The sequence below is a fragment of the Streptacidiphilus sp. EB103A genome (assembly GCF_041261405.1).
Classification (GTDB): domain Bacteria; phylum Actinomycetota; class Actinomycetes; order Streptomycetales; family Streptomycetaceae; genus Streptacidiphilus.
In genome coordinates this window covers 172,409-198,472 of record NZ_JBGCAQ010000005.1, presented here as the reverse complement: position 1 = coordinate 198,472, position 26,064 = coordinate 172,409, and the positions used below count along the sequence as shown (strand labels likewise).

Genomic DNA, 26,064 nt, shown 5'->3' with positions numbered 1-26,064 from the left:
GTCAGGCATCCTGGGTGAGGAGCGCGCTGGGGCTGCGGCCGTTGTGGACATCCGTGGCCGCCGCCATCAGCTGGGCCGCGCGGTCGGGATCGCATTCGGGCGGGATGACAAGCAGGTCCCAGCGTCCGACCGTGAAGGAGAGCAGGCACAGGTCCGCGGGCTCCTGCTCCGAGTCGAACCAGCCCAGGCGGACGACGTGTCCTGCTACGGCGACCTTGGCCGGCAGGTCGGGCCACATGCCCTCGTGCACGGTCACCCGGGTGATCCGCCCCCACACCTGGTCCAGGACAGCGACGAGCGGCGGCAGCTCACGGGCCATGTCGCGGGACCGGGGCCACCAGGCCCCGTCCACCCGCCCACGGATCCGACTGGCAGCTCGCAATTCCAGCCGCGCGGCCGGCGGCTGCGGCTGTGACGGCGGCACGATGGGTACGGCTTCGGGGGGAATGCTGATGGTGGTCACGTTGCGGACCCGTCCCCGGGCCGTCGAGCGCCCGGTGTCGTCGCTCGCCGGAGACGACGCCACCCAACCGGCAACGCGCGAAAAGCCCTCGGTGACTCAACAGTACCGCGCTTGGTTTTCGACTGCGGACCGTAGGTGGCTTGTCGCGCAGTTCCCCGCGCCCCTATGCAGGTGCGACTTGCCCGCAGTGGGTCAGTTGCAGCACCGTTAGGGGCGCGGGGAACTGCGCGACCAGCCATCTACGGTCCGCAGCCGAAAAGCCGTCCTCAGCCGAGGGTGGCCTCAAAAGGCGACCACGTCTCCCCCAGCGGCTCCGGCGTCTCACAGCTGGAGCTGACACCACGGAACGCCCCGGCCGCCGCCGAGTCGGTGACCGCGGCCATGGTTTCCAGAACGTGCTGCGCCAGCTCGCCGGAAGCACGGTGCGGGCGCTCCGCCCGCACCGCGCGGGCCATCTCCAGAACGCCGATGCCGCGTCCGGCGGTGGTGCCGCCGACCCGCAGCTCGCGCCAGTCCTCGTCCGCGCCGCCGCGCACCCGCAGCACCCCGTCGAAGGTGTTGGGGTCGGGGATCGCCAGGGTGCCCTCGGTGCCGGTGACCTCGAACTGGATCCGGGGCAGCGCCGAGTCGAAGCTGAAGGTGGTCGCCGCGGTGGCGCCGCGTTCGAAGTCCAGCAGCGCGGTGACGTGCGTGGGCACCTCGACCGCGAAGCCGGTCCCGGCCCGCGGCCCGGAGCCGATGACCCGTTCGGCCCGGCCCTGCCTGGCCGTGGCGGCGACCTGGGACACCGGTCCCAGCAGCGCGACCAGGGCGGTGAGGTAGTAGGGCCCCAGGTCGAACAGAGGCCCGGCCCCGTACTGGAACAGGAACTCGGGGCTGGGGTGCCAGCGCTCGGGCCCGAAGTTCATCACCGCGGTGTTGGCGGCCACCGGGGTCCCGATGTGACCTGTGGCGATGGCCCGGAGGGCGCTCTGCAGACCGGCGCCGAGGAAGGTGTCGGGAGCGCTCCCGACCCGCAGGCCGCGAGCCGCCGCCTCCGCGAGCAGCTTCTCCCCCTCGACCGGGTCCAGCGCGAGCGGCTTCTCGCCGTAGACGTGCTTTCCGGCCTCCAGCGCGGCCTGCGCCACGGCCGTGTGGGCGGCCGGAATGGTCAGGTTGACGACCAGTTCGACCTCGGGCCGGGCCAGCACGCTGTCCAGGTCACCGGAGAACGGGACGCCGTACTCCTCGGCGGCGGCCTGGGCCCGTTCGGTGTCCAGGTCGGCGATGCCGACGACCCGCACGTCCGGGAAGGTGGTGAGGTTGCGCAGGTACTGGGTGCTGATGACGCCCGCGCCGACCAGGGCGACGCCGACAGGGCCGGATCGGGTGCCGGTCATGCTCTGCGTCATGCCTGGGCCTCCAGGGCGGCGAGGTAGCGGCGGCTGTCGGCGAGGGCCTCGATGATGTCGGTGGCGCACTGGTCGAGTTCGACGATGCGCCAGGCGTCGGCGGGCGCGGCGGCGAGGATCGCGGGCACCGGCATGGCGCCGGCGCCGACCGCGGTGTGCGGCTCGCCCTTGACGATCGGGCCGTCCTTGACGTGCAGCGCCTTCACCCGGTCGCCGAGACCTCCGAGGACCACGGGGACGTCGGCGCCGCCGACGGCGGCCCAGTAGGTGTCGACCTCCAGGAAGACCTGGGGGTCGAGCAGGTCCGCCAGCACCTCCAGGGCGTGACGGCCGTTCACCCGGGGCTCGAACTCCCACCAGTGGTTGTGGTAGCCGAGCTGCAGACCGTGGCCGGCGGCGCGCTCGGCCAAGGCGTTGAGCGTGTCCGCGGTCCGGGTCAGGCCCGCGGTGCCGGTGAACTCCTCCTCGGCGATGCCGGCCGGGACGATGACCAGGCCGGTGCCGAGGACCGCGGCCGCGTCGAAGACGGCGTCGGCCTCGGTCTCGCTGCCGAGCAGGTCCATGGCGTGGACGCTGGACACGGCCAGCCCCAGGTCGTCGGCGACCTTGCGGAAGCCGCGCGGGTCCTCGGTGGGCCGGAACGGCTCCACCGCGCCGAACCCGGCCTCGGCGATCCGGCGCAGCACGCCGTCGCGGTCGTCGGAGATCAGCTCGCGGACGGAGTAGAGCTGGACGGAGAGGGGGTGGGACATCTCTATTGCGCTCCTCGGGACACAGTGACGGATGGTGGGTGGAACCGCTCAGGCGACGATCAGCGGGCGCAGGGTGCGGTGGGCGACGATCAGGCCCTGCTTGACCTTCTCCTCGGTGCCGCCCCAGACCGGGTCCTCGTGCTCGACCGAGAGCGTCCCGGTGAAGCCGCCCTCGTAGAGGGTGTCGACGACGGCGCGCCAGTCGACGTCGCCGAGGCCGGGGACGCGGTAGCGCCACCAGCCCACGTCCCAGGGGCTGTCGCGCTCCAGGGTCTTGCCGAAGAAGCCGTAGCGGGTGCGGGCGCGCGGGTCGAGCTGGGCGTCCTTGGCCTGGGCGTGCGGGATCCGGTCGACGTAGGGGCGCAGCGCCTCGACCGGGTCGATGCCGAGCCACATCAGGTGGGAGGGGTCGTAGTTGAGGTAGAAGCCGAGCGAGAACATCCACTCCCACAACTCCGGGGAGTAGGCGAGGTTGCCCGGGTAGCCGTCCGGGTGCCAGCCCTCCATCACACAGTTCTCGATGATGAGCTTGACGCCGCGTTCGGTCGCGTAGTCGACCAGCGGCGGGAGCACCTTGTCGCCGATCGCGATGTTCTCCTTGACGGAGCGTCCGGGGTCGCGCCCGATGAAGGTGCCGACGTAGGGGACGCCGAGCAGGGCGGCGGCGTCGATGTTGCGGCGCAGGTGCTCGGCGATCTCGGCGCGGCGCCGCTCGTCGGGGTGCAGGTTGTTCTCGTAGTAGGCGAAGGCGGAGATCTCCACGCCGTGCTGGTCGAACAGCGCCTTGACCTGCTCGGCGCCGTCCTGGTCCAGGGCTGCGACGTCGAGGTGACTGGCTTCGAAGTCCCGTGACCCGGTGGACGGCCAGGTGGCCACCTCCAGCGCGTCGTAGTCGTGGGCGGCGGCCCAGGGGACGATCTGCTCCAGGGTGAGCTGGGGCAGGCAGGCGGTCAGGAATCCCAGTTTCATGCGGGTACCTCGGTCCAGGAGCGGGTGTGTGCGGAGGCGAGGACGGCGTCGGTCAGGGCCGCGGTGCGGGCGGCGTCGGCGAAGCCGGGGTGGCGGACCTCGCCGCCGCGTACGGCGTCGTGCACGTCGCGGACGAAGGCGGCGAAGCAGTCGTGGTAGCCGAGCGGATGGCCGGGGGGCAGGGTGGAGAGCCGGGCCGCGTCCGGGGCCAGCAGGGCGGCGTCGCGGCTGAGCACCTCGGTGCTCTCGCGGCGGCCCAGCAGCAGCGTCTCCGGGTTCTCCTGGTCGAAGGTGACGCTGGCTCCGGCCGCGTCGACCTCCAGCCAGAGCCGGTTCTTGCGGCCGGGCGAGACCTGGGAGACCAGCAGCGATCCGGTGGCCCCGCGGTCGGTGCGGAACAGCAGGTGGGCGGCGTCCTCGGTGGTGACGGCCTGCCGCTCCCCCACACCGCCGGCGGCCGGTGCGCCGAAGGTGCCGCTCATGGCGGCGCTGCGCTCGCCGTGGACGGTCGCGGTGGAGGCGACCAGTTCGGTGATGCGGTGTCCGGTGATCCACTCGGCGAGGTCGCACCAGTGCGAGCCGATGTCGGCGAAGGCCCGGGAGGGTCCTCCGACAACCGGGTCGACCCGCCAGTTGCTGTCGGCGGGGTCGGCGAGCCAGTCCTGGAGGTAGTGGCCGTGCAGCAGGTGCACCGCACCCAGCGCCCCGGACCGCACCCTGGCCCTCGCCTCGGCGGCCATCGGGTGGTAGCGGTAGACGAACGGCACCGCCGCCACCACACCCTGCCCGGCGGCGAGCCGGGTCAGTTCCGCGGCCTCCGCCGCGGACGTCGCCAGCGGCTTCTCGCAGACCACGTGTTTGCCGGCCCGCAGCGCGCGTTCGGCCAGCGGGCGGTGCAGTCCGTTGGGCGTGCAGATGTGCACGATGTCGACCTCGTCGCTGACGACCAGGTCCTCGGAGGTGTCATAGGCGCGCTCGGCGCCCAGCTCCGCCGCCGCGGCCTTGCCGCGCTCCGGGGTGGAGGCGGAGACGCCGACCAGTCGGGCCCCCGCCCGTCGGACGGCGTCCGCGTGGACCCGGGCGACCATGCCTGCTCCGGCGATGGCGACCCGGAGTTGACCGTGCATCACAGCGCGGCTCCTTTCCGATTCGCCAGAACCGTAATCCCGCTGGTATCCGCTTGACAATGACGTGATTTACGCTAACTTCTGGCATAAATAGCGGGCCGAGCATGCGGGTGCGGGTGGGGCTGATGAGCACGATCGACGCGCGGCAGTACGCGGCGCTGAGCGAGGTGGCCCGGCTGGTGGCCTCCGGCGCCGCCGGGACCAGGAGCGCCCTCGCCACCGCGACCGGGATGTCCAGGGCCACCGTGTCGCAGCGGGTGGACACCCTGATCGGGGCCGGGCTGCTGCTGGACGGCGAGCCCGCGAGCGCGGCGCGCGGCCGGCCGCCGCTGACCCTGCGGCTCAACCCGCTGACCGGGACGGTCGTCGCGGTGGACCTCGGCGCCACCCACTGCCGGGTGCTGCTCACCGACCTCGGCGGCGCCCCGCTGGCCGAGACCGCCGCGAGCATCGCCATCGGCGAGGGCCCGGTGCCGATCCTGACCCGGGTCGACACCCTGCTTCGGGCCCTGCTGGAGCAGTGCGGCAGGAAGACCTCCGATGTCCGGGCGATCAGCGTGGGCGTGCCCGGACCGGTCGACTTCGCCACCGGCACCCCGGTCCGTCCGCCGATCATGCCGGGCTGGGACGGTTACCCGGTTCCCTCCTTCTTCGCCGAGGTCTACGACGCACCGGTGCTGGTGGACAACGACGTCAACCTGATGGCCCTGGGCGAGTACGCGCACCGCGACGCGGTCAAGCACCTGCTCTACGTCAAGGTCGGCACCGGCATCGGCTGCGGCATCGTCTCCGGCGGCGAGCTGCACCGCGGCGCGGCCGGGGCCGCCGGGGACATCGGCCATGTCCGGGTGCCCGGCCACGAGGACGTGCCCTGCCACTGCGGCAACACCGGCTGCATCGAGGCCGTAGCCTCCGGCGGAGCGCTGGTCGCGGCGCTGCGCGAGGCCGGGTGCGAGGTGCACACCACCCGGGACGTGGTCCGGCTCAGCAGCGAGGGCAACGCCCTGGCCCGGCGTCAGGTCCGGCTGGCCGGACAGCGGCTCGGCGAGGTGCTGGCCACCGCGGTGAGCTTCCACAACCCCGACCTGATCGTCATCGGCGGCAGCCTGGCCGAGCTGCACGAGGACCTGCTCGCCGAGATCCGCGGCGTGGTCTACCGGCGGGCGCTGCCGTTGGCCACCCGCAGCCTGGCCATCGAGACCTCGCTGCTGGCCGGTCGCGCCGGGGTCGAGGGCGCGAGCCGGCTGGCGCTGCGTCACCTGCTCTCCCCCGCCGGCCTGGCCCGGCTGCTCGGCACCGGCTGACTTCCGGGTGTCCGCCCCCACCAGCCGCGACAGCCAGGGAACCGCGTACTTCGGGACCGTCTCCCTGACGTTCCAAGTTAACTGACGGGTAATCAGATCTGACGCACCGTCATTGACTTCTCGCGGCAAGGGACGGATCCTCTCCCCACCGCACCCGCCGTGGCGGCTCGACAGGTACCCGGAACCACCAGTCCGGGACCACCGGTCGGGACCGCCACCCGCCGTGCGCCACCACCACGGACTCCACCAGTCAGGATTCCTCTCGTCACGGTTCCACGGAGTGCCCGCACCGCCTCCGTGCTGGGCGCGCCCACGCGCGCCCCAGGGGCCGGTCCGGCCCCCAGCGCTCCGCACAGCGCCCTCCCACGCTGATTCAGCATGCCCTCCGCCGCCCAGGCTGGCATGCCCCCACCTCTCTGCGGAGGTTCGCCATGGCTCCATCCGAATCCGATCAGCCGTCCCGCCTGTCCCGCCGCACCTTTCTCGGCGCAGCCGGTGCCACTGCCGCGCTCTCCGGCCTCACCTGGACGCCCGCGTTCAGGGTCACCCCCGCCGAGGCGGCCACCGCGGCCCCGCCCTCGTTCCCCAGCGGCATCAGCGTCTACCAGCAGGCGTGGACCAACTGGTCCGGGGAGATCGTCCTCAGCCCGCAGTGGACCTGCGCGCCGGCCACCCCCGCCGATGTGGTCACCCTCGCCAACTGGGCCCACGCGCAGGGCTGGAAGATCCGCGCCAAGGGCATGGGCCACGGCTGGTCCCCGCTGCTGGAGCCCAGCGGCGCCACCGGGAACATCCTGCTGGTCGACACCACCCAGCACCTCACCGCCGTCACCGTCAACAGCGGCAGCCCGGCAAGCGTCACCGCCCAGGCCGGCATCTCCATGCTCAGCCTGCTCACCGCACTGGAGAACGCCGGCTACGGGCTCACCCACACCCCCGCCCCCGGCGACCTCAGCCTGGGCGGCGTGCTGGCCATCGACGGCCACGGCAGCGCGGTTCCGGCCACCGGCGAGACCCTGACCACCGGGCACACCTTCGGCTCGGTCAGCAACCTGGTCACCTCGCTGACCGCGGTGGTCTGGGACTCCGCCCAGAGCGCCTACGTCCTCAAGACCTTCCAGCGCAGCGACCCCGACATCGCCGCGTTCCTGGTCCACCTCGGCCGGGCCTTCGTCACCGAGGCCACCCTGCGGGTCGGCGCCAACGTCCGGCTGCGCTGCCAGAGCAGCTACACCACCAACGTCGGCACCCTGTTCGCCCCACCCGCCTCCGCCGGGTCCAGTTCCTTCGCCTCGCTGGTCAACCAGAGCGGGCGGGTGGAGACCATCTGGTTCCCCTTCACCACCGTGCCCTGGCTCAAGGTCTGGTCGGTGTCCCCCAGCAAGCCGACGTTCTCCGTGGAGAACGAGAACCCCTTCCCGTTCAGCTTCGCCGACTCCGTCAGCACCCAGGAGTCCGCCTTCATCGCCGACATCGTCGCCGGCGACGTCTCGGTAACCCCGAGCTTCGAGAACCTGGAGATGAGCATCGTCGGCTCCGGGCTGATCCTCACCGGCACCTGGGACATCTGGGGCTGGGCCAAGAACTCCCAGCTGTACGTCAGGCCGACCACGCTCCAGGTCACCGCGAACGGCTACGCCATCCTCTGCGCCCGATCCGATGTGCAGCGGGTGGTCAGCGAGTTCTACACCTACCTCAACAACGCGCTGACGACCTATCAGGCCAGGGGCCAGTACCCGATGAACGGCCCCTGGGAGGTCCGGGTCACCGGACTGGACAACGCGGCCGACTGCGGGGTGGCCGGGGCCGTGCAGCCGCTGCTCAGCGCGCTGCGTCCGCGACCGGACCACCCGAGCTGGGACACCGCGGTGTGGATGGACCTGCTGACCATCCCCGGCACTCCGCGGTCCCAGCAGTTCTACCGGGAGACCGAGCAGTGGGTGCTCTCCAACTACACCGGCGGCTACGCCGCGGTCCGCCCCGAGTGGTCCAAGGGCTGGGCCTACTCGGGCAGCGCCGCCTGGGCGGACTCGACCATCCTCGGCACCACCATCCCGGCCGCCTACCGCACCGGGCAGCCGTCCGGGAGCAACTGGGACACCGCGCTGTCGATCCTCGACAGTTACGACCCCGGCCGGATCTACAGCAACACCTTCCTGGACGGCCTGATGCCGTAGGCCGAGCCGGGAGTGGTCAGCCGTCCCGCACCGGTGTCAGCACCAGGACCGGCAGCGGGCGGCCGGCCCGGGCCTGGTGCCGGTCGTAGCCGGAGTAGACCCGGAGCAGCAGCGGCCACAGCCGGTCCCGTTCCTCCCCCACGGCCTCGTGGGCGGTGACCCGGACCCGGCTGCGGCGGTACTGGATCTCGGCCTGGTCCGCAGCCATGAGGTTGTAGTACCAGCCGGGCCGGCGCGGGGCGCCGTTGTCGGAGGCCACGACGACAAGGCGCCCGGCGTCGCGCAGGAACACCAGCCCGTTCACCCGGTGTTCGCCGGTTCTGCGCCCGACGGTGCTGAGCAGCAGGATCGGCTGCCCGAACCACCACGCCCCGAGAACACCGCCGGTGGCCCGGTAGACGGCGTTGCACGCCGCCAGCACCGGCCTGCTCAGAAGTCGCACGGTCCGCCGGACCCGCTCAGCTGCCGGGACGGAACGACTTGAAGGCGTTCATCAGACCCTTGCGGGGGTCGTCGTCGAGGACGCGGTCGTAGTAGTAGACAGCGGACAGGGCGAGGAGGGTGCTGACCCGCTCGTCGTGGAGGAGCAGCGAGTAGCGCGGGTGGCGGGTGCCGGTGAGGCGGGCGAACTCGAACCCCTCGGACCCGGGGCCCCGGAACCTGACCCGGTAGGTGAAGAGCATGTCCATGGTGCGCTTCATCGGCGCGAGGTTGAGCGGTCCGCTGTAGCGGGCCCTGGTGGCCCCGACGGGGCGTCCGGTCAGGGCGGGCAGGCCGTTCTGCTCGAAGGTCCACTGCTCACCGCCGACGACCCGGCTCTCGGTGTGGTCCACAGTGCCCAGACGGGTCTTGTTCGCGTCCGCGGCCCAGCGCGGGGTCACCCAGCCCTCCAGCACGTCCAGGCCCGGGCCGGTGAGGACGGACAGGGCATGGACCGAGGTGAAGACATGGTCCTTGTGCAGCCGGGCGACCGGGGCCGACTGCCCTTCCACCGACACCTCGAAGGTGGTGCTGTGCAGGGTGTGCCTGCTGGTCAGGGTGAGCTCGCGCAGCGTCTCGATCACCGGCGGACCCCGCGGTCGACCGAGCGGGCCTGGTCCGTGACGGCCTGCCGAAGCCGGTCGATGAGGGGCCGGACCTGGTCGACGTCAGCGCCGGCCTTGAGCTCCGCGTAGATGTGGGCGGCGATCGCGCGCTGCTCCGGGCTCTCGGTGGCCGAGCGCCACTTGGCGGCGGCGGCGTCGCCCCGGAGCGGACCGGCCGCGGGAGGGGCTGCGGGAACGGCGGCCGGGCCTCGCCGCCCGGGCCGGTCGGGGAGCGGTCGGCCGCCGAGGCCGCTGCCGTGGAAGGCTGATGACATGGGGTCGGGTCTCCGATCGTGCGGACGGCGGGGTGGCGGGGGCGGGCGGGTTCAGGCGGAGGGGAGCATACCGACGCGGACCGCGCCGAGGGTCGGGTCCCAGGCGCCCTTCTCGAAGTCGAAGCCGCGCTGCTCGACGTCGTTGACCAGGCTGCCGAGGGTCGGCATCGGCGAGTTGATCATCTTGATCACGGCCTGCACCCCGCTCTCGATGCCCTTGATCGCCTTCTGGATGGCGGTGAACACGGTCTCGACGGCGTTGATGATGGTGATGGCCAAGGATATGTCCTTGTAGATCTCATACATCTTGTAGGCGGTGAAGAAACCCGCGACCACATCGGCGACCGGGTCCTCGGGACCGCCGCCGATCGCCTCGATCGCGGCGTCGCCCTCCACCATCGAGGCGCCGTCCTCGGCCAGTTTGGGCAGGACGTTGTTGATCAGCGAGTCCATCTCCCGCAGCGCCGCCTGCACCAGCAGCACGATGGTGTCGTAGCCGTCCTTGTAGAGCTTCGCCACCACCTTGGCCGCGTCGCCCAGTCCGCCGACTCCCATGCTCCAGCTGAACAGGTAGGAGTCGAAGGCGGTGGCCGCCGCGCCGGTCCACTCCTGGGCCAGCCCCCAGGAGCCCTTCCGGATCGTCCCCGCGACCGTGTAGATCCCGTCGCCGAGCTGGTCGTAGGCGTCGTGCAGATAGAGCAGCTGCCCGTACTGCCCGGCCAGCGGTTCGAGCAGCAGCCCGACCAGGCTCTGGCCGGTGAAGTACTTGAAGACCTTCTGGGCGGTCGCCAGCGGCCCCGCGCTGAAGCCCTGACGGATGATCATCAGCTGGTGCCCGATGTTCTTGGCGGTGTCGTCGGCGCCGCTGGCGGGCTCGGTGAGGGTGACGTCCTGGTCGGTGAAGTTCCCGACGAGCGAGGTGCCGGGGATGGCGCCGATGTCGGGGAAACCGGTGATCGGCGCCGGGTAGATCTTGGCCAGCTGGGCCGCTACGTCCTGGTCCGTGCCGGCGTACTCCGCGCTGGTCTGCTGGATCTTGGAGGACACCAGGGCCATCCCGCGCACGCACTGGCTGAGCTTCTCGGCGAAGTATCCGGAGAGCTCCGGGACCACCGGACGCGCCAGCGTCAACAGCCCGTCGAGCCCGGTCGTCTCCGAACACTGGTGCCCGCACCACTGGTTCAGCGTGGACAGGTGTCCGCCCTGTGTGGTCATCAGTCCGGCGTAGGTGTGGAAGTCACCCAGCGGCGGCGTCTTGAACCCTGTCATCCGTTGTCCCCCGACCCGTTGTTCCGACTCGGGCGACGGTAGCAAACCCTTTCGATCCGCTGTGGATCAACAGGCGTATCCCGCCTTACGGTAGTGCCATGAGCAACCACTCGGAAGCGCCCGTCACCCCTGTCCAGGCCTATGAACCCCCTTACTACGCGGCTGTCTTCACGACGGTGCGGACCCAGGACCAGAGCGGCTACAGCGAGACCAGCGCACGCATGGAAGACCTGGTGAAGGACGTCCCCGGGTTCCTGGGCATGGACCACGCGCAGACCCCTGGTGGGCTGGGCATCACCGTCGGCTACTTCCGCGACGCCGACGCCCTCACCGAGTGGCGGACCAACGCCGAGCACCGCGCGGCGCAGAAGCGCGGGCAGGCCGAGTGGTACCAGAGCTACACCCTGCATGTGGCGAAAGTGGAACGGAGCCACGGGTTCACCCGATCCGCGGAAGCCGCCCTACCGGGCGAGTGACGTGGTCAGACGGGCTGCCACAGCTCGACACTTGCGCCCGGGCTCTCTCGACGAAGACCGCACCTCGGGCACATACTCGTCCGATGACCACTCAGGCCCCGTCCTCCTCCTCGCCCCAGCCCGCAGGGATCCGCGCTGTGCTGCTGGACTCCGGCGGGGTGCTGATGCAGCCGAAGGGTGGGCGCTGGAATCCGCGGGCGGACTTCGAGCCGACCGTGCTCGAGTGGGCCCCGGACGTCACGCCCGAGCAGTTCGCGCGGGCCGTCGTCGCGGGCGACCGCTTCATGGCCGCGTCGCGCACGACGCCGGACCTGGACGCCTACCACCGCGTCATGCTCGACACCCTCGGCGTCGACTCCCCCGCCGAGCTGCTGGCCGCCCTGGTGCGGCCGGTGCCGCCGGAGACCGTCCTGGAGACGTTCCCGGAAGTCGTCGAGGCTCTGCTCGAACTGCGCCGCCGCGGGATCCGTCTGGCCGTGGTCTCCGACGCGTGGCCGAATCTGCCGGAGCTCCACGCCGCGCTCGGTATCGACGAGTTCTTCGAGGTGTACGCGATCTCCGCGGTGCTCGGCTGCCGCAAGCCCGACCCGCGCATGTACCACCACGCAAGCGAGGGGCTCGGGTTGGAGCCGGGCGAGTGCCTGTTCGTCGACGACGATCCGGAACTGGTCCGGGCGGCGATCGACCTCGGCTACCAGGGCCTGGCGATGTGCCGGGACGGAGCCGAGGCCGGATCCGCGAGCGACGGCGTTGCGTCGATCACGTCGCTGACGGGGCTGCTGGAGCTGGTATGACGCCGGTGGCCAGGATCAGCTGGCGCAGCGCGGTGTAGTAGACGTCGTGGTCCACCATGGCGGCCAGCACGTCCGGCTGAAGGGCCGTCAGGGCGGGGAAGTCGGCGGGCTCCAGGGCGGCGAGGGCGAGCCTGGTGGCGGTCAGGGCCGGCCTGGGGTCGCGGTGGTCGACGAAGGCGGCGTGGCCGAGGGTGAGCAGGTACATCCGGCGGTAGGCGGCGACGGCCTCGGCCGGGGTCAGCCCGGCGGCGAGGTTGTCGGCGAGCTGGGGTTCGGTGAGGCGGGCCAGCAGGTGGCGGCCGAGCCAGGGATGGCCGCCGCGCAGCGCCATCAGGCCGGGGTGCGCGGCCATGACCCGGTAGAGGCCGGTGAAGCGGGCCTCGGTGGCTGCCGCCCAGGCCATGCTCCCTGACGGGATGTCAGGAAGCTCCGTCGCCAGCTGGTCGGCGCAGATGTCGAGCAGCCCGGCCGCGTCGGTGACCCGGCGCTGCAGGGTGGCGTGCGGCACCCCCAGCCGGGCCGCGACGGCACGGAAGGTGACCGCCCCCGGCCCCTGCTCGTCGGCCAGCGCGATCGCCGCCCGGGCGACCAGCTCGGGGGCGGCCCGGTCCGTTGCGACTGTTTGCCTTGGCATGTGGGACAGCGTACGGTACAGCGTATCGGTCCGTCACCGCCCATCGGGGGATGCCATGCAGCACCAGCTCGCGTACACCGACGTCAAGGCCGCCGCCGACCGGATCGCGGGGCGGGTCAGGCCGGTCTCGGTGGTGGCGATGGACGAGTTCGACGACAGGCCGTTCCAGGTGTCGCTCGCCCTGGAGTACATGCAGCACACCGGCAGCTTCAAGGCCCGCGGCGCGCAGAACTTCGTGCTGGCCCATCGCGAGGCCGGGACGCTGCCGGACGCGGGCGTCACCATCGCCTCGGGCGGCAACGCCGGGCTCGCCTGCGCCTGGGCAGCGGGGCAGCAGGGCGTCCCGGCGACGGTGTTCCTGCCCGCGAACGCCCCGACGGTGAAGGTGGAGCGGCTGCGCGGCTACGGCGCGGACGTACGGCTGGTCGGCCTTGAGTACGCGCAGGCCCTGCAGGCATGCGAGGAGTTCACCGCACGGACCGGCGCACTCGCCTCGCACGCCTACGACCATCCGCTGATCGCGGCCGGCGCCGGCACCCTGCTGGACGAGATCCTGGTGCAGGACCCCCGGCTGGACACCGTCGTGGTGGTGGCCGGCGGCGGCGGGCTGTTCGCCGGCGTCGCCACGGCCGCCCGGCACCACGGCGTGCGCACAGTCGTGGTCGAACCGGAGAACTGCTGCGCGCTGCACGCCGCGTTGGAGGCCGGGCATCCGGTCGACAGCCCGGTGGACTCGGTGGCCGCGGACTCGCTGGGCGCCCGCCGCGTCACCGGGCTGGCGGTCGCCGCCGCACAGTACGACGGCGCGCACAGCGTCCTGGTCAGCGACGAGCAGATCGTCGCCGCCCGCCGCGCCCTCTGGCACGACCGCCGCATCGCCGTCGAACACGGCACCGCCGCCGCCCTGGCGGCCCTCACCACCGGGGCCTACACCCCGACCGAGGACGAGCGGGTGTGCGTGGTGCTCTGCGGGGCGAACACGTCGCCGTCCGACCTGGGGTAACGGCAGACTGGTCCCATGACTCCCGACACCCTCAAGGCCTTCTGCCTCGACCTCAACGGATCCGTCGAGACCTTCCCCTTCAGCGAGGAGCTGTCGGTGTTCAAGGTCGGCGGCAAGGTCTTCGCCCTCACCGACCTGGCCGGGGAGCCGCTGAAGGTCAGCCTGAAGTGCGACCCCGAGCTCGCCGTCCAACTGCGTGAGCGGTACCCGTGCATCGTGCCGGGGTGGCACCTCAACAAGCGGCACTGGAACACCGTCACCATCGACGGATCGCTGCCGGACACCCTGCTGCAGGAAATGGTCGAGGACTCCTACGACCTGATCGTCACTCAGCTCCCGCGCAAACAGCAACTGGTGCTCGACTGGCCCGGGCTGCGCCGCACCCAGGGCCAGGCGGACGGGCCGAGCAGTTCGACGAGCCGTCCGTGTGCTCGCTGACGGGCTCTCAGGCGGCTTTCGCCGGGGCGCCCACCTTCAGCGTGAAGGGGATGCTGCCCAGCAGTTGGGCGATGCGGGTGTGCAGTGCCTGGGAGTTCACGCCCTGGCGGCTGCTGGTGAAGTCGACGCCGGTGGCGTCGGTCGCGGGCGCCGAGCTGTAGATCGGGAAGCCGGCCAGTTCACCCTTGGCGTTCATCGCGTACACCACCTTGTGCGTGGCGACATCCAGGGTGCGCTGCGAGTAGGGGCACAGATAGAGGTCCAGCCGGGACAGGTCGATGCCGGGGGCGGCGTGCTTGGCGGCCTGGGCCAGGGCGCGGCCGCGGGCCAGGTCGGTGACGCAGAGGGCGACCCGCCCGGCCGGGAAGTCGGTGATCTGCGAGCCGTAGACGTCGGCGAAGGCCTGGCGGCCCTGGTCGCCCACGGCCTGGCTGAGGGCCTCCGCCTGCGGGGTGTTCATCGGCGTTCCGGCGATCGCGGTGGGCGCGGGTGCGCCCTGCCACTGGGCTGCGGTCGGACAGGGCCTGGAGCCGGCCGGCGGCGCGCTGCTGACGGGCGGTGAGGCGATCGAGACGGCGACACGTTCGGCGCCGGCCGAGGCGCAACCCGCCGTGAGCAGGCCGACCAGCGTACCTGTGAGCAGAGCGGCGGGAAGGCGGCGCATGGGAACCCCCGTGATGGTGTGCTGGGCCGCACCCCTGTGGTGCGTCGGCGATGTGACGTGCGACCACGCCCGCCGGTTCCGCCTCGCCGGTCGGTCCTAGCTGTCGTAGTCCACCGTGAGGGTGTCCGAGACCGGGTAGCTCTGGCAGGTCAGCACATAGCCGGCGGCGACCTCGGCCGGTTCCAGGGCGAAGTTGCGGCGCATCTCCGCCTTTCCGTCGACCACGAGGGCACGGCAGGTGCCGCAGACCCCGCCCTTGCAGGCGAACGGGAGGTCGGGGCGGGACCGCTGGGCGCCGTCCAGGATGCTGTGGTCGCGGGGCAGGACCGCGCTGGTGCTGCGGCCGTCCAGGACCAGGGTGGCAGTGGAGACCGGGCCCTCGGGCGCGGCGTCGCTGTGGCGCAGCGGGGTGACCGGCTCGTCCTCGGCGTAGAAGAGTTCACGGTGCAGCCGGTCGGCGGGGACGCCGAGCCCGGTGAGCAGTTCGCGGGCCCCGGTGACCATGCCCAGCGGACCGCAGAGCCACCAGTGGTTCACCGAGTCCACCTCGACCAGTGCGTCCAGCAGCACGGCGAGCCGCTCCGGGTCGAGCCGGCCGGAGAGCAGTTCGGCCTCGCGCGGCTCCCGGGAGAGGACATGGGCGAGCTGGAACCGGTCGGGGTGACGGTCCTTCAGGTCGGCGAGGTCGTCGGCGAACATGACGGTGTCGCTGCGCCGGTTGCCGTAGAGCAGGGTGACGGTGGAGACCGGGTCGGCGGCGAGCACCGCGGAGGCGATCGACACCATCGGGGTGATCCCGGAGCCCGCCGCGACCAGGACGTGCCGGCCCGGGGTGGTCAGGTCGGGGGTGAAGGCCCCGGTGGGCTCCGTCACCTCGACGGCGTCGCCCGGTCGTACCTCGTTGACCAGCCAGGACGAGAAGAGACCGGCAGGGACGGTGCGGACGCCGATCCGGGGTGCGCCGCCCGCGAGCGAGCAGATCGAGTAGGAGCGGCGCTCGTCACGTCCGTCGACGGTACGGCGGAGCGTCAGCGACTGGCCCGGGGCGAAGGCGAAGGCGGCCGCGAGGTCGTCCGGGACGGCGAAGGTGACGGCGGCGGCGTCCTCGCACAGCGGCTCGACCGAGGCGACCCGCAGCGTGTGGAAGACCGGGCGGCGGCGCATCGGGGCGGCGGGGGCGGTGATGGCTGCCGTCGTGGCGGGGGCCGGCATCAGATCTCCTTGAGGTGTTCGAAGGGCTCACGGCAGGCGCGGCAGCGCCACAGCGCCTTGCAGGCGGTGCCGGAGAAGCGCGAGGTCTCCTCGGTGTCTGCGGACCCGCAGCGGGGGCAGGGCAGCGACGGCCTCCGGGCGGACAGCACCAGCGGTACCGGTCCGGACGCGGGGCGGGGTGCGCTGCCGGGCGGGGCGATGCCGTGCTCGGCGAGGGTGCGGCGGGCCGACTCGGTGATCCAGTCGGTGGTCCACGGGGGGTCCAGCACCGTGCGGATGCTGACCTGGGCGAAGCCGGCGGCGCGCAGGCGGCGGTCGACCTCGGCCCGCATCTCGGCCATGGCCGGGCAGCCGGAGTAGGTGGGGGTGAGGGTCGCGGTGACAGCCCCGTCCGGTGCGACCTCGACGTCGCGCAGCACTCCGAGGTCGGCGAGGGTGAGCATGGGCAGCTCGGGGTCCGGGACGGCTCCGGCCACCCGGCGCGCCAGCGCCAGCGCCAGGTCCGATCCCAGGTCAGGTGCGGTGGTCATCACCATGTCGCCCCCGGGTTGGCCCTGGCCACGCTCTGCAGCTCGGCGAGCAGCGGGGCGAGGTGCTCGCTGTGATCGCCGTCGCGACCGGATCCCGGGAGCCCGGCAGCACCGGTGAGGACCAGCCCCGCGCCGTCCGCGACCTGCCGCAGCACCGGTTCGACCTGCGCGCGGACGTCCTCGGCCGCGAACAGCTCGTCCAGGTACGGCGCCACCGCGTCCAGACCCTGCTGCATCCGGCGGTGCGACTCCTCGGTGCCGTCCCCCAGCCGCACGGTCCACTCGGCGGCGTAGAGGCGGTGGTAGGTCAGCTCCTTGACGCCCTTGGCGGCGACGGCGGCCAGCACCGGGTCCGGCGCCCCGGCCAGCTGCTCGAACACGGCCAGCCGCCAGGCCGACAGCACCAGCAGCCGGGCGATGCAGTGGGCGAAGTCGCCGTTCGGCAGCTCGGCGAGGCGGACGTTGCGGAAGGCGTCGGCGTCGCGCCGGTAGGCGTAGTCGTCCTCGCTGCGGCCACTGCCGTCGGCCTGGCCGGCCCTGGTGTAGAGCAGCCGGGTCTGGCCGAGCAGGTCCAGGCCGATGTTGGCCAGCGCCAGCTCCTCCTCCAGCTCCGGCGCCCTGGTGCACCACTGCGCCAGCCGCTGGGCCAGCACCAGCGCGTCGTCGCCCAGGGCGAGGCAGCGCGCGGCCAGCGCCGCGCCGTCGACGCCGGGCGGGAGCGCGGTGTCGGTGCCGTGCAGTGGGTCCTCGAAGCCGGTGCCGAAGGCCCAGTGCGCCTCGTCGCCCTCGTGCGCCTCGGCGAGGCCGAGGTAGGCGTTGTCGTCGTCGCTCACGTGGCGCTCCTAGATGTGACGGCCCTAGATGTGCGGGACGTCGGCGGGGATGTCGTAGAAGGTGGGGTGCCGGTACACCTTGTCGCCGCTGGGTGCGAAGAAGGGGTCCTTCTCGTCCGGCGTGGAGGCGGTGATCGCCGAGCTGCGGACCACCCAGATGCTCACGCCCTCGTTGCGCCGGGTGTAGAGGTCCCGCGCGTGGGTGAGCGCCATCCGGTCGTCGGCGGCGTGCAGCGAGCCGACATGGACGTGGTTGAGGCCGCGCTTGCCGCGTACGAAGACCTCGTAGAGGGGCCAGTCGGCGTTCATGGTGTTACTCCTTCTTGTCGCTGCGCCTGCTTGGCCGCGTGGGCGGCGGCGGCCTCGCGGACCCAGGCGCCCTCCTCGTGGGCCGCCCGGCGCCGGGCGACCCGCTCGGCGTTGCACGGGCCGTCGCCTGAGATCACCCGCTGCAGTTCGGTCCAGTCCGGGGTGCCGAAGTCGTGGCTGCCGCGCTCCTCGTTCCAGCGCAGTTCCGGGTCGGGCAGGGTCACGCCCAGCCGCTCGGCCTGAGGGACCGTCATGTCCACGAAGCGCTGCCGGAGTTCGTCGTTGGAGTGGCGCTTGATCTTCCAGGCGGTGGACTGCGCCGAGTTGGGCGAGTCGCCGTCCGGCGGGCCGAACATCATCAGCGAGGGCCACCACCAGCGGTCCACCGCGTCCTGCACCATGGCCCGCTGGGCCTCGGTGCCGCCCATCATCGTCAGCAGCAGTTCATAGCCCTGGCGCTGGTGGAAGGACTCCTCCTTGCAGACCCGCACCATCGCTCTGGCATAGGGGCCGTAGGAGCTGCGGCACAGCGGCACCTGGTTGCAGATCGCGGCGCCGTCCACGAACCAGCCGATGACGCCGACGTCGGCGAAGCTGCTCGCCGGGTAGTTGAAGATCGACGAGTACTTCTGCCGTCCCTCGATCAGCCGCTGGGTGAGGTCGGCGCGGTCCGCGCCCAGGGTCTCGGCCGCCGAGTAGAGGTAGAGGCCGTGCCCGGCCTCGTCCTGCACCTTGGCGAAGAGGATCGCCTTGCGGCGCAGCGAGGGGGCGCGGGTGATCCAGTCGCCCTCCGGCTGCATGCCGATGATCTCGGAGTGCGCGTGCTGGGCGATCTGCCGGACCAGGGTCCGCCGGTAGCCGTCCGGCATCCAGTCCCGCGGCTCGACGCGCTGGTCGCGGGCGATGGTGTCGTCGAAGTGCCGCTGGAGCGGATCTGCCGGTGCTGCGGCTTCGACTGCTGCTGTCGTCACTGGTTCTGTCCCACCCTCCGGGGGTGTACGGGGCCCGCGTCGTCCCTTGACAGCCGATTGCGGGGCTGGATTACTTGACCTCACCACCACGCTAACCGAATGTTCGGTCGGGAGACAAGAAGGAGCCGGAATGCCACCCACCAGGTCGGCCCCACCAGGCCCGGCCCAGCTGATGTTCGCCGCCGACGCGGCCTCCCTGGGCCTCGGCATCGAGCTGCTGGAGGCCGGCGCGGGCGAGGCAGTGCTGCGGATGGCGGTCACCCCCGCCATGGTCAACGGACACGGTCTGGCCCACGGCGGCTACCTCTTCCTGCTGGCCGACAGCGCCTTCGCCTGCGCCTGCAACAGCCACGGCCCGGTGACCGTGGCCGCCGGCGGCGACATCGACTTCGTCGCCCCGGCCCACGAGGGGGACGTGCTCGTGGCGACGGCTCAGGAACGCGCCCGATTCGGTCGCAGCGGGATCTACGACGTCACGGTCCGCCGCGGCAGCGAGCTGATCGCGGAGTTCCGCGGGCGCAGCCGCACGCTGCGGACCGGCACCAAGGATGAGCGGAGCATGCCATGAACAGCCGTCCCGACCGCCGACTGGGCGAGCCGCTGCCGGAGGACCTGCTGGACGCGGGCGAGCGGATGACCGGCCCCGAGCTGCGGGACCTCCAGCTGCGGCGGCTGCGGCAGACCCTGCAGCTCGCGTACAACCAGGTCGAGCTGTACCGGAAGAAGTTCGACGCCGCCGGGGTCAGCCCCTACGACTGCCGCACCCTGGCCGACCTGGCCCGCTTCCCCTTCACCACCAAGGCCGACCTGCGCGACACCTACCCGTTCGGCATGTTCGCCGTCCCGATGGACCAGGTGCGCCGGATCCACGCCTCCAGCGGGACGACGGGGAACCCCACCGTGGTCGGCTACACCGAGAACGACCTGTCGATGTGGGCCGACGTGGTGGCCCGCTCGATCCGCGCGGCCGGCGGCCGCCCGGGGCACAAGGTGCACATCTCCTACGGCTACGGCCTGTTCACCGGCGGCCTGGGCGCGCACTACGGCGCCGAGCGGGCCGGCTGCACGGTGATCCCCGCCTCGGGTGGGATGACGGCGCGGCAGGTGCAGATCATCCAGGACTTCCGCCCCGAGATCATCATGGTCACTCCCTCCTACATGCTGACCCTGCTGGACGAGTTCGAGCGCCGGGGCATCGACCCGCGCAGCACCTCACTGCGGATCGGCATCTTCGGCGCCGAGCCCTGGACCGAGGAGATGCGCCGGGAGATCGAAGATCGGCTGGACCTGCAAGCGGTGGACATCTACGGCCTGTCCGAGGTGATCGGCCCCGGGGTGGCGCAGGAGTGCGTGGACACCAAGGACGGCCTGCACATCTGGGAGGATCACTTCCTCCCGGAGGTGGTGGACCCGCTCACCGACGAGGTGATGGCCGAGGGCGTCGGCGGCGAGCTGGTGTTCACCTCGCTCACCAAGGAGGCGCTGCCGATCGTCCGCTACCGCACCCGCGACCTGACCCGGCTGCTGCCCGGCACCGCCCGGCCCGCGTTCCGGCGGATGGAGAAGGTCACCGGCCGCTGCGACGACATGATCATCCTGCGCGGCGTCAATGTCTTCCCCAGTCAGATCGAGGAGATCGTGCTGCGGACCCCGGGCGTCGCCCCGCACTTCCAGGTCCGGCTCACCCGGCAGGACCGGCTGGACCGGATGACCGTCCGCGCCGAGGCCAGGCCCGACGCCTCCCCCGACACCCGCGCCGCCGCCGCGGCCGCCATCGCCCGGGCCGTCAAGGACGGCGTCGGTGTGACGGTCGAGGTCGAGATCACCGATCCGGACACCTTGGAACGCTCGCTCGGCAAGCTCCGCCGCATCGTCGACGAGCGGAGGACATCGACTGCTGGCTGAGCCGCTGCGGTTCGGATTCCTGCTCGGATTTCTGTTGTCGGAGGGCTCGCCTCCGGTCTCCTGTATGAGGCGTCCGCCTCATCGGCGAGGGGACAGGCAGGTCATGGCACGCAGGAAGAAGCACCGGACCCGGTCGGGGCGGAGTTGGTGGCTCGCTCTCACGGCAGCCGTAGTGGCGGCGCTGGTCATCGTCTTCTGGCCGTCCCCGCCCAACGGGGTCGTGATCACGCAGGTGGCCGACCGGCCCACGGCCGTCGCCACCGCCGGCGCTGCCCCCACTGCCTCGCTCGCCGCCTCCCACGCCGTGCCTTCGGCGACGCCGTCGCCCAGCCGCACCCCCAGCGGCACGCCGTCCCGCACGCCCTCTCCGACGGCCACTGCCAAGGCCACACACCCCGCCACGGCGCCTCAGCCCACCCAGGCGGCCCCGGCCGGGCAGCGGTCCATCGCCCTGGTGAACAGCACCCAGCAGACCGTCTGGGTCATCGTCACCAACACCACCGTCGCCTACCCCGGCGGCCTGAAGCTCCAGCCCGGCCAGAGCGCCACCCTCACCGTGGGCAACACGTGGGGCGGGCGGATCTGGGGCCGGACCGGCTGCGCCACCAGCGGTGCGGGGACCTGCCTCACCGGCGACTGCACGACGACCTGCTCCGGCCCGACCACGCCGACCACGCTGGGCGAGTTCACCTTCGACGCCTTCGACAACCTGGACTTCTACGACGTCAGCATGGTCGACGGCGCCAACCTGCCGATGTACATCAACATCTCCCACACCGTCACCGCGGATCCGATCACCGCCTCCGGCTGCTACAAGGGGACGTGCACCACCCCGATCGTCTGCCCCAGCGCCATGCAGGCCCTCAACGGCGGCCAGGTCATCGGCTGCAAGCCTCCCTGCGCCGCTTTCGGCGGTGACACCTACTGCTGCCGCGGCGCCTGGGCCGGCCGGGCCAACTGCGTTCCGGCGAAGTGGCCGGTCGACTACACCCAGGTCTTCAAGAAGGCCGAGCCGTACGCCTACTCCTATGCCTTCGACGACTCCGCGACCATGTCCTGCAAGGGTTCCTGCTTCTACCGGGTGACCTTCGGGACCACCGGTTAGGTCGTCACACCGTCGATCACCACGTTGGTCAGCTCCAGGTCGGTGACATTGGTCGCGACGTTGGCCTTGGTCAGCGCGGTGGCGACGGTGATGTCGCTGAGCCGCACGGTGCCGACCGGGTCGGTGGCGTAGCCCTGGATGTTCCAGCCCTGGGCGGCTGCGGCGACGGTCCAGTCGCCGAGGTTGATGTCGGTGACGGTCGGCGGGTAGGTGCCGGTGTTGCCCTCGCCGTAGTTGTAGTCGATGAGCAGCAGCGGCCCGCCGATGGCGCTGACGTCCACCCGGTAGACGTTGCTGTTCTCGATGAAGCCGCCGCGCACCGAGTTGGTCTTCAGCCGGTGGCCCGACTGGAGTCCGGTGCTGGTCATGGTGAGGTCGCGGGCGTAGACGTTCCGCACCCCGCCGGTCATCTCGCTGCCGATGGTGATGCCGCCGTGGCCGTTGGCGAAGGTGGTGTTCTGGACGACGATGTTCTGGCTGGGGATGTTCAGCCTACGGCCGTCGGTGTTGCGGCCGGACTTGATGGCGATGCAGTCGTCGCCGACGTTGATGTTCGCGCCGTCGATGAGCACGCCGTCGCAGCTCTCGGGGTCGATGCCGTCGGTGTTGGGGCCGGTGGAGGCGATGGTGACGCCGCGTACGGTGACGTCCCGGCTGAGGGTGGGATGCAGGTGCCAGAGCGGGGAGTTGCGGAAGGTGACGCCCTCGATCAGGACCCGTTCGCAGCGGTAGGGCTCCACGAAGGTCGGCCGGAAGTGGTAGAGCGTGCCGTCGCGTTGGGCGACCGGCAGTCCGGCGTTGACGGTGGCCTCGAAGACGGCGAAGTCCAGGTCGCCCTGGGCCTTCCAGGCCCACCAGTTGGCAGTGGAGGCCCGGCCGTCCAGGACGCCACTGCCGGTGACGGCGATGTCGTGCTGCTCGAAGGCGTAGATCAGCGGCGAGTAGTTCATCAGCTCGATGCCCTGCCAGCGGCTGAAGACGGTGGGCAGGTAGTCGGCCGGGTCGGTGGAGAAGAGCAGGGTGGAGCCGGCCTCCAGATGCAGTTCGACCCGGGAGAGCAGGTGGATCGCGCCGGTGGCCCACTCCCCCGCCGGGACGGTGACCACCCCGCCGCCCCGCCGGTTGGCGGCCTCGACGGCGGCGGCGATGGCAGCGGTGTTGGTCGCGGTGGTGTCGGCGCCGCCGCCGGGGAGTGCCCCGAAGCGGGTGATGGCGAAGGCGCACCGGGGAATCTCGGGCCGGCGGATGGAGTGGACGATGCGGTCGGCCGCGCGGTCGGCGAGCCGGTTGGCGCTGTTCCCGCTCGCTGTGACGGGGGTCGCCCCGGGCCGGGTCGCGGCTGAGCCGGTGCCGCCGAGGGCGGCGGTGGTCGCGGCGGCACCGCCCAGGGCGACGGCGGCGCTGAGGATCTGACGGCGGGTCGGATTCGGCTGGCGCATGGCGTGGCTCTGCCTCTCAGTCCGATGAGCGGGCGACGAGCTGGGTGGGGTTGACGAAGCGCAGTGCGATCAGCAGCAGCACGGCCATCGTTCCGGTGTAGATCACGGCCATGGCGTCGATCGACTGGGTGGAGCGGATGCCGGCCGAGTTGACGGCCGAGAACAGCGTGACGATCAGAGTCTGGCTGGTGGGTCCCGAGGTGAGGAAGGTCAGCTCGAACATCCCGAAGGTGCGCACCAGCACCAGGATTCCGGCGGCGAGCATCCCGGGCAGCAGCAGCGGCGCGAGGATCCGGATCAGCACGGTCCAGGTCCTCGCCCCGCACATCCGGGCCGCCGCCTCGATCCTGGGGTCGATCTGCTCGATGAACGGGGTCATCGTGAACACCACGAAGGGGATCGAGGGGACCAGGTTGGCGAGCACCACCCCGGTGACCGAGCCGGCCAGGTGGAACTTGTAGAGCACGGTGGCCAGCGGGATGCCGTAGGCGATCGGCGGCACCAGGATCGGCAGCACGAACAGTCCCATGACCAGCTTCTTGCCGGGGAAGTCCCGTCGGGCCAGCGCATAGGAGGCGGGGACGGCCAGTACCAGCGAGATCAGCACCACCAGGAAGGTCACCTCGACCGTGGTGCCCAGCACCTGGCCGAGACTGAACTCGGTCCAGGCGTCGCTGTACCAATGGGCGGTCCAGCCGCCGGGCAGCCAGCTCCTGAACCAGCTGCGGCCGAAGGAGTTCAGCAGCACCGTGCCGATCACGCCGAGCAGGTTGACGAAGAAGAACGCGAGGGCGGCCCAGGTGAGCCAGGCGCCCGGTCTGATGGCGATCCGTCGGCGCGCGGCCTCGGGCTCCGCGCCGGGGGCCGCGGTCGGGGGCCTGTCGAGAACGGCGCTCATCCCTTGCCTCCGGTCGATCCGCTGTAGAGCCGGGAGCGCAGGGTGGTGACCGCGACGATGACGACGAGCATCAGCGCCGTCATGATCATCGCGTCGGCGCAGCCCTGGGCGTAGTCGAAGTGCTCCAGCGCCGCCTCATATGCCTCGATGGAGATGACATGCGTCTTCCCGTCCGGGTCGCCGACCATCATCGCGGAGGGGAAGACCGCGAAGGCCATCACGAAGCTGAGACAGAAGGTGGTCATCAGCCCCGGCAGCAGCAGCGGGAAGGTGATGTGCCGGAACCGCTGCCACCAGTCCGCGCCCAGGGTGGAGGCGGCCTTCTCCAGGCTGGGGTGGATGCCGGAGAGGTAGGAGTGGGTGAGCAGGTAGGCGAAGGGGAAGCCGCTGATGATCAGTGAGAGCAGCACCCCGGTGTAGTTCATGGTGAGCTGCACCGGGGAGGAGGCCAGGCCGAGCAGGTTCAGGGTGTGGTTGAACCAGCCGGCCGGGCCGTAGAACTCCAGGATCCCCTCGGCGGTGAGCACGGTTCCCAGCGTGATCGGGACCACCAGCAGGGCGAGCAGCAGCCGCTTGCCCCGGAAGTCGCGGCGCATCCGGTAGGAGATGGGGACGGACACTCCGACGTTGATCAGCGAGGCCGGGATGGCCAGCGAGAAGGTCTGCCAGATCGACTTGCGGGCGAACGGCTCGGCGAAGAAGGCATGGTAGGCGCCGAGGACGCCCCCGGAGGCGGGCTGGAAGGACAGTTGCAGCCCGTAGAGGAAGGGGTAGCAGAACAGCGCGATGACGGCGAGGGCCCCGGGGAGCACCAGCAGCAGGGTACGGTCCACGCCGCGCTCAGCGAGGCGGTGCCGCAGGGCGGGGCGGCGAGCCGTAGGCGGGAGGGCGACGGTCATGCCGGCACCTCCTCCGACGCCGGGTCCGGCACAGCCTCGGGGAAGAACAGCGCGCGTTCGGCGTCGACCGCGACGGACAGGACGTCGCCGGGGCGGACCTGCCCGGAGGACTTGAGGTGGATCCTGTCCCCCTCCCGGGTCAGCGCCTCCACGTGCAGCACCCGGCCGTGGTACTCGACGACCTCGGCCACGGCCTCGCCCAGCACCTGCTCGTCCACCTCGGCGATCCGCAGGTCCTCCGGGCGGATGGCGACCGTCACCGACTGACCCTGCGTCAACTGCGCTGTGCCGACGGCCGTTCCGCGTACGGTCAGCCCCCGTCCCGCAGCCGCCGCACCCTGGGCGTCGGCCTGGGTGACGGTGAGCGGGAGCAGGTTGCGGTAGCCCATGAAGGCCGCCACATGTGGATTGGCCGGGTGCTCGTAGAGGTCGGCGGGGGTGCCGATCTGGCTGACCCGTCCCTCGTGCAGCACCACCAGCCGGTCGGCCATCGACAGCGCCTCTTCCTGATCGTGCGTCACATACAGGGTGGTGAGGCCGAACTCCTGGTGGATGCGCCGGATCTCGCTGCGCATCTCCAGCCGCAGCGCCGCGTCCAGGTTGGACAGCGGCTCGTCCATCATCACCAGCGGCGGTTCCATCACGATGGCGCGGGCGATGGCCACGCGCTGCTGCTGGCCGCCGGAGAGCTGTCCCGGATGCTTGTGGGCCTGCTCGGTGAGATGGACCAGGGCGAGCACGGCGCCCACCCTGCGTGCGGTCTCGGCCTTGCCGACGCCGCGCATCTTCAGGCCGAAGGCGACGTTGGCGCGTACCGTCAGATGCGGGAACAGGGCGTAGTTCTGGAACACCATGCCGAAGCCGCGCTTCTCCGGCGGCAGGGTGTCGATGCGCCTGCCGTCCAGCACGATCTCGCCCGAGGTCAGCGGCAGCAGGCCGGCCAGCGAGTTGAGCGCGGTGGTCTTGCCGCAGCCGGAGGGGCCGAGCAGGGCGACGAACTCGCCGCCCCTGATGGTGAGGTCCAGCGGGTGCAGCGCGGTGTGGGCGCCGTAGGCGCGGCTGATGCCGCGCAGTTCCAGCTCCCCCAGCTGGGAGACGGGACGAGCGGTCGCCGCCGCGGCGGCGGGCTTGGCGGTCGTCAT

Annotated in this window: 29 protein-coding genes; 9 read left to right on the top strand and 20 right to left on the bottom strand. The window is 71.6% G+C overall.

The genetic code is table 11. From position 1 onward, the window contains the following. Position 1 precedes the first annotated feature (1 nt). From ABH941_RS10055 to ABH941_RS10035, 5 genes are all read right to left on the bottom strand, one after another. A complete protein-coding gene (locus tag ABH941_RS10055; RefSeq protein WP_370128350.1) occupies positions 2–463 on the bottom strand; it encodes a DUF5994 family protein in 462 nt (153 codons plus the stop codon). Between the two features lie 266 nt (positions 464–729). After that, positions 730–1,854: a Gfo/Idh/MocA family protein gene (locus tag ABH941_RS10050; RefSeq protein ID WP_370128349.1), complete on the bottom strand. Its 1,125-nt coding sequence runs from the start codon at positions 1,852–1,854 to the stop codon at positions 730–732. After that, the gene (locus ABH941_RS10045) at positions 1,851–2,606 is read right to left on the bottom strand and encodes a sugar phosphate isomerase/epimerase family protein (RefSeq protein WP_370128347.1); all 756 of its coding nucleotides are present in this window, start codon (positions 2,604–2,606) and stop codon (positions 1,851–1,853) included. The genes ABH941_RS10050 and ABH941_RS10045 overlap by 4 nt, the downstream gene beginning before the upstream one ends. Before the next feature lie 48 nt (positions 2,607–2,654). Then, on the bottom strand, positions 2,655–3,575 hold the full coding sequence (locus ABH941_RS10040; protein ID WP_370128345.1) for a sugar phosphate isomerase/epimerase family protein: 921 nt from the start codon (positions 3,573–3,575) through the stop codon (positions 2,655–2,657). After that, positions 3,572–4,702 carry a Gfo/Idh/MocA family protein gene (locus ABH941_RS10035; RefSeq protein ID WP_370128343.1) on the bottom strand — a complete coding sequence of 377 codons (1,131 nt, stop codon included), beginning with the start codon at positions 4,700–4,702 and terminating at the stop codon, positions 3,572–3,574. The genes ABH941_RS10040 and ABH941_RS10035 overlap by 4 nt, the downstream gene beginning before the upstream one ends. Before the next feature lie 125 nt (positions 4,703–4,827). On the opposite strand from ABH941_RS10035, the gene ABH941_RS10030 reads away from it, so the two are divergent. Then, on the top strand, positions 4,828–6,006 hold the full coding sequence (locus ABH941_RS10030; protein ID WP_370128341.1) for an ROK family protein: 1,179 nt from the start codon (positions 4,828–4,830) through the stop codon (positions 6,004–6,006). 431 nt (positions 6,007–6,437) lie between these two features. Beyond that, on the top strand, positions 6,438–8,183 hold the full coding sequence (locus tag ABH941_RS10025) for a cholesterol oxidase substrate-binding domain-containing protein (protein WP_370128339.1): 1,746 nt from the start codon (positions 6,438–6,440) through the stop codon (positions 8,181–8,183). 16 nt (positions 8,184–8,199) lie between these two features. Here ABH941_RS10025 and ABH941_RS10020 read toward each other — a convergent pair whose 3' ends face one another. Genes ABH941_RS10020 through ABH941_RS10005 form a run of 4 tightly spaced genes read right to left on the bottom strand, consistent with a single transcriptional unit; the run spans position 8,200 to position 10,812 of the window. Further along, positions 8,200–8,625 carry a nitroreductase family deazaflavin-dependent oxidoreductase gene (locus tag ABH941_RS10020; RefSeq protein ID WP_370128338.1) on the bottom strand — a complete coding sequence of 142 codons (426 nt, stop codon included), beginning with the start codon at positions 8,623–8,625 and terminating at the stop codon, positions 8,200–8,202. A gap of 16 nt (positions 8,626–8,641) precedes the next feature. Next, entirely contained in the window at positions 8,642–9,247 is a 606-nt protein-coding gene (locus tag ABH941_RS10015) for a hypothetical protein (RefSeq protein WP_370128336.1), read from the bottom strand. Then, entirely contained in the window at positions 9,244–9,543 is a 300-nt protein-coding gene (locus ABH941_RS10010) for a hypothetical protein (RefSeq protein WP_370128334.1), read from the bottom strand. The genes ABH941_RS10015 and ABH941_RS10010 overlap by 4 nt, the downstream gene beginning before the upstream one ends. A 51-nt stretch (positions 9,544–9,594) precedes the next feature. Further along, positions 9,595–10,812: a hypothetical protein gene (locus ABH941_RS10005; protein WP_370128333.1), complete on the bottom strand. Its 1,218-nt coding sequence runs from the start codon at positions 10,810–10,812 to the stop codon at positions 9,595–9,597. Positions 10,813–10,910: 98 nt separating this feature from the next. On the opposite strand from ABH941_RS10005, the gene ABH941_RS10000 reads away from it, so the two are divergent. Further along, positions 10,911–11,288: an antibiotic biosynthesis monooxygenase gene (locus ABH941_RS10000; RefSeq protein ID WP_370128331.1), complete on the top strand. Its 378-nt coding sequence runs from the start codon at positions 10,911–10,913 to the stop codon at positions 11,286–11,288. An 83-nt stretch (positions 11,289–11,371) separates the two neighbouring features. Continuing rightward, entirely contained in the window at positions 11,372–12,082 is a 711-nt protein-coding gene (locus tag ABH941_RS09995; protein ID WP_370128330.1) for an HAD family hydrolase, read from the top strand. Here ABH941_RS09995 and ABH941_RS09990 read toward each other — a convergent pair. Continuing rightward, positions 12,048–12,716: a TetR/AcrR family transcriptional regulator gene (locus tag ABH941_RS09990; RefSeq protein WP_370128329.1), complete on the bottom strand. Its 669-nt coding sequence runs from the start codon at positions 12,714–12,716 to the stop codon at positions 12,048–12,050. The genes ABH941_RS09995 and ABH941_RS09990 overlap by 35 nt on opposite strands. A 55-nt stretch (positions 12,717–12,771) precedes the next feature. Here ABH941_RS09990 and ABH941_RS09985 point away from each other — a divergent pair, with 55 nt between their 5' ends. Then, positions 12,772–13,719, top strand: a complete 948-nt coding sequence (locus tag ABH941_RS09985) for a threonine/serine dehydratase (protein ID WP_370128328.1) — start codon at positions 12,772–12,774, stop codon at positions 13,717–13,719. A 15-nt stretch (positions 13,720–13,734) separates the two neighbouring features. Continuing rightward, complete coding sequence (locus ABH941_RS09980) at positions 13,735–14,157, top strand: MmcQ/YjbR family DNA-binding protein (RefSeq protein ID WP_370128327.1); 423 nt, start codon at positions 13,735–13,737, stop codon at positions 14,155–14,157. Between the two features lie 7 nt (positions 14,158–14,164). On the opposite strand, the gene ABH941_RS09975 is transcribed toward ABH941_RS09980, so the two are convergent. From ABH941_RS09975 to paaA, 6 genes are all read right to left on the bottom strand, one after another. Continuing rightward, positions 14,165–14,821 carry a hypothetical protein gene (locus ABH941_RS09975; protein WP_370128325.1) on the bottom strand — a complete coding sequence of 219 codons (657 nt, stop codon included), beginning with the start codon at positions 14,819–14,821 and terminating at the stop codon, positions 14,165–14,167. A gap of 96 nt (positions 14,822–14,917) precedes the next feature. Next, positions 14,918–16,033, bottom strand: a complete 1,116-nt coding sequence (paaE, locus tag ABH941_RS09970; RefSeq protein ID WP_370128323.1) for a 1,2-phenylacetyl-CoA epoxidase subunit PaaE — start codon at positions 16,031–16,033, stop codon at positions 14,918–14,920. Then, positions 16,033–16,563 carry a 1,2-phenylacetyl-CoA epoxidase subunit PaaD gene (gene paaD / locus ABH941_RS09965; protein WP_370128321.1) on the bottom strand — a complete coding sequence of 177 codons (531 nt, stop codon included), beginning with the start codon at positions 16,561–16,563 and terminating at the stop codon, positions 16,033–16,035. Before paaD ends, paaE begins: the two co-directional genes overlap by 1 nt. Further along, on the bottom strand, positions 16,563–17,396 hold the full coding sequence (paaC, locus tag ABH941_RS09960; RefSeq protein WP_370128319.1) for a 1,2-phenylacetyl-CoA epoxidase subunit PaaC: 834 nt from the start codon (positions 17,394–17,396) through the stop codon (positions 16,563–16,565). Before paaC ends, paaD begins: the two co-directional genes overlap by 1 nt. A gap of 24 nt (positions 17,397–17,420) precedes the next feature. Next, on the bottom strand, positions 17,421–17,705 hold the full coding sequence (gene paaB, locus ABH941_RS09955) for a 1,2-phenylacetyl-CoA epoxidase subunit PaaB (protein WP_133996437.1): 285 nt from the start codon (positions 17,703–17,705) through the stop codon (positions 17,421–17,423). Then, the gene (paaA, locus tag ABH941_RS09950; RefSeq protein ID WP_370128316.1) at positions 17,702–18,676 is read right to left on the bottom strand and encodes a 1,2-phenylacetyl-CoA epoxidase subunit PaaA; all 975 of its coding nucleotides are present in this window, start codon (positions 18,674–18,676) and stop codon (positions 17,702–17,704) included. The genes paaB and paaA overlap by 4 nt, the downstream gene beginning before the upstream one ends. Before the next feature lie 130 nt (positions 18,677–18,806). Here paaA and paaI point away from each other — a divergent pair, with 130 nt between their 5' ends. The 3 genes from paaI to ABH941_RS09935 all read left to right on the top strand — a co-directional run bounded on the left by paaI (position 18,807) and on the right by ABH941_RS09935 (position 21,686). Continuing rightward, positions 18,807–19,244 (top strand): hydroxyphenylacetyl-CoA thioesterase PaaI, encoded by a 438-nt coding sequence (paaI, locus tag ABH941_RS09945; RefSeq protein WP_370128314.1) that lies wholly within the window; start codon positions 18,807–18,809, stop codon positions 19,242–19,244. After that, complete coding sequence (paaK, locus tag ABH941_RS09940; RefSeq protein WP_370128312.1) at positions 19,241–20,581, top strand: phenylacetate--CoA ligase PaaK; 1,341 nt, start codon at positions 19,241–19,243, stop codon at positions 20,579–20,581. The genes paaI and paaK overlap by 4 nt, the downstream gene beginning before the upstream one ends. Before the next feature lie 103 nt (positions 20,582–20,684). Beyond that, complete coding sequence (locus ABH941_RS09935; RefSeq protein WP_370128310.1) at positions 20,685–21,686, top strand: thaumatin family protein; 1,002 nt, start codon at positions 20,685–20,687, stop codon at positions 21,684–21,686. Here the strand turns inward: ABH941_RS09935 and ABH941_RS09930 are convergent. Genes ABH941_RS09930 through ABH941_RS09915 form a run of 4 tightly spaced genes read right to left on the bottom strand, consistent with a single transcriptional unit; the run spans position 21,683 to position 26,064 of the window. Continuing rightward, on the bottom strand, positions 21,683–23,125 hold the full coding sequence (locus ABH941_RS09930) for a glycoside hydrolase family 28 protein (RefSeq protein ID WP_370128309.1): 1,443 nt from the start codon (positions 23,123–23,125) through the stop codon (positions 21,683–21,685). The genes ABH941_RS09935 and ABH941_RS09930 overlap by 4 nt on opposite strands. Before the next feature lie 16 nt (positions 23,126–23,141). After that, positions 23,142–24,023 (bottom strand): ABC transporter permease, encoded by an 882-nt coding sequence (locus ABH941_RS09925; protein WP_370128307.1) that lies wholly within the window; start codon positions 24,021–24,023, stop codon positions 23,142–23,144. After that, positions 24,020–24,922 carry an ABC transporter permease gene (locus tag ABH941_RS09920; RefSeq protein ID WP_370128305.1) on the bottom strand — a complete coding sequence of 301 codons (903 nt, stop codon included), beginning with the start codon at positions 24,920–24,922 and terminating at the stop codon, positions 24,020–24,022. The genes ABH941_RS09925 and ABH941_RS09920 overlap by 4 nt, the downstream gene beginning before the upstream one ends. Further along, positions 24,919–26,064 carry an ABC transporter ATP-binding protein gene (locus tag ABH941_RS09915; RefSeq protein WP_370128304.1) on the bottom strand — a complete coding sequence of 382 codons (1,146 nt, stop codon included), beginning with the start codon at positions 26,062–26,064 and terminating at the stop codon, positions 24,919–24,921. Before ABH941_RS09915 ends, ABH941_RS09920 begins: the two co-directional genes overlap by 4 nt.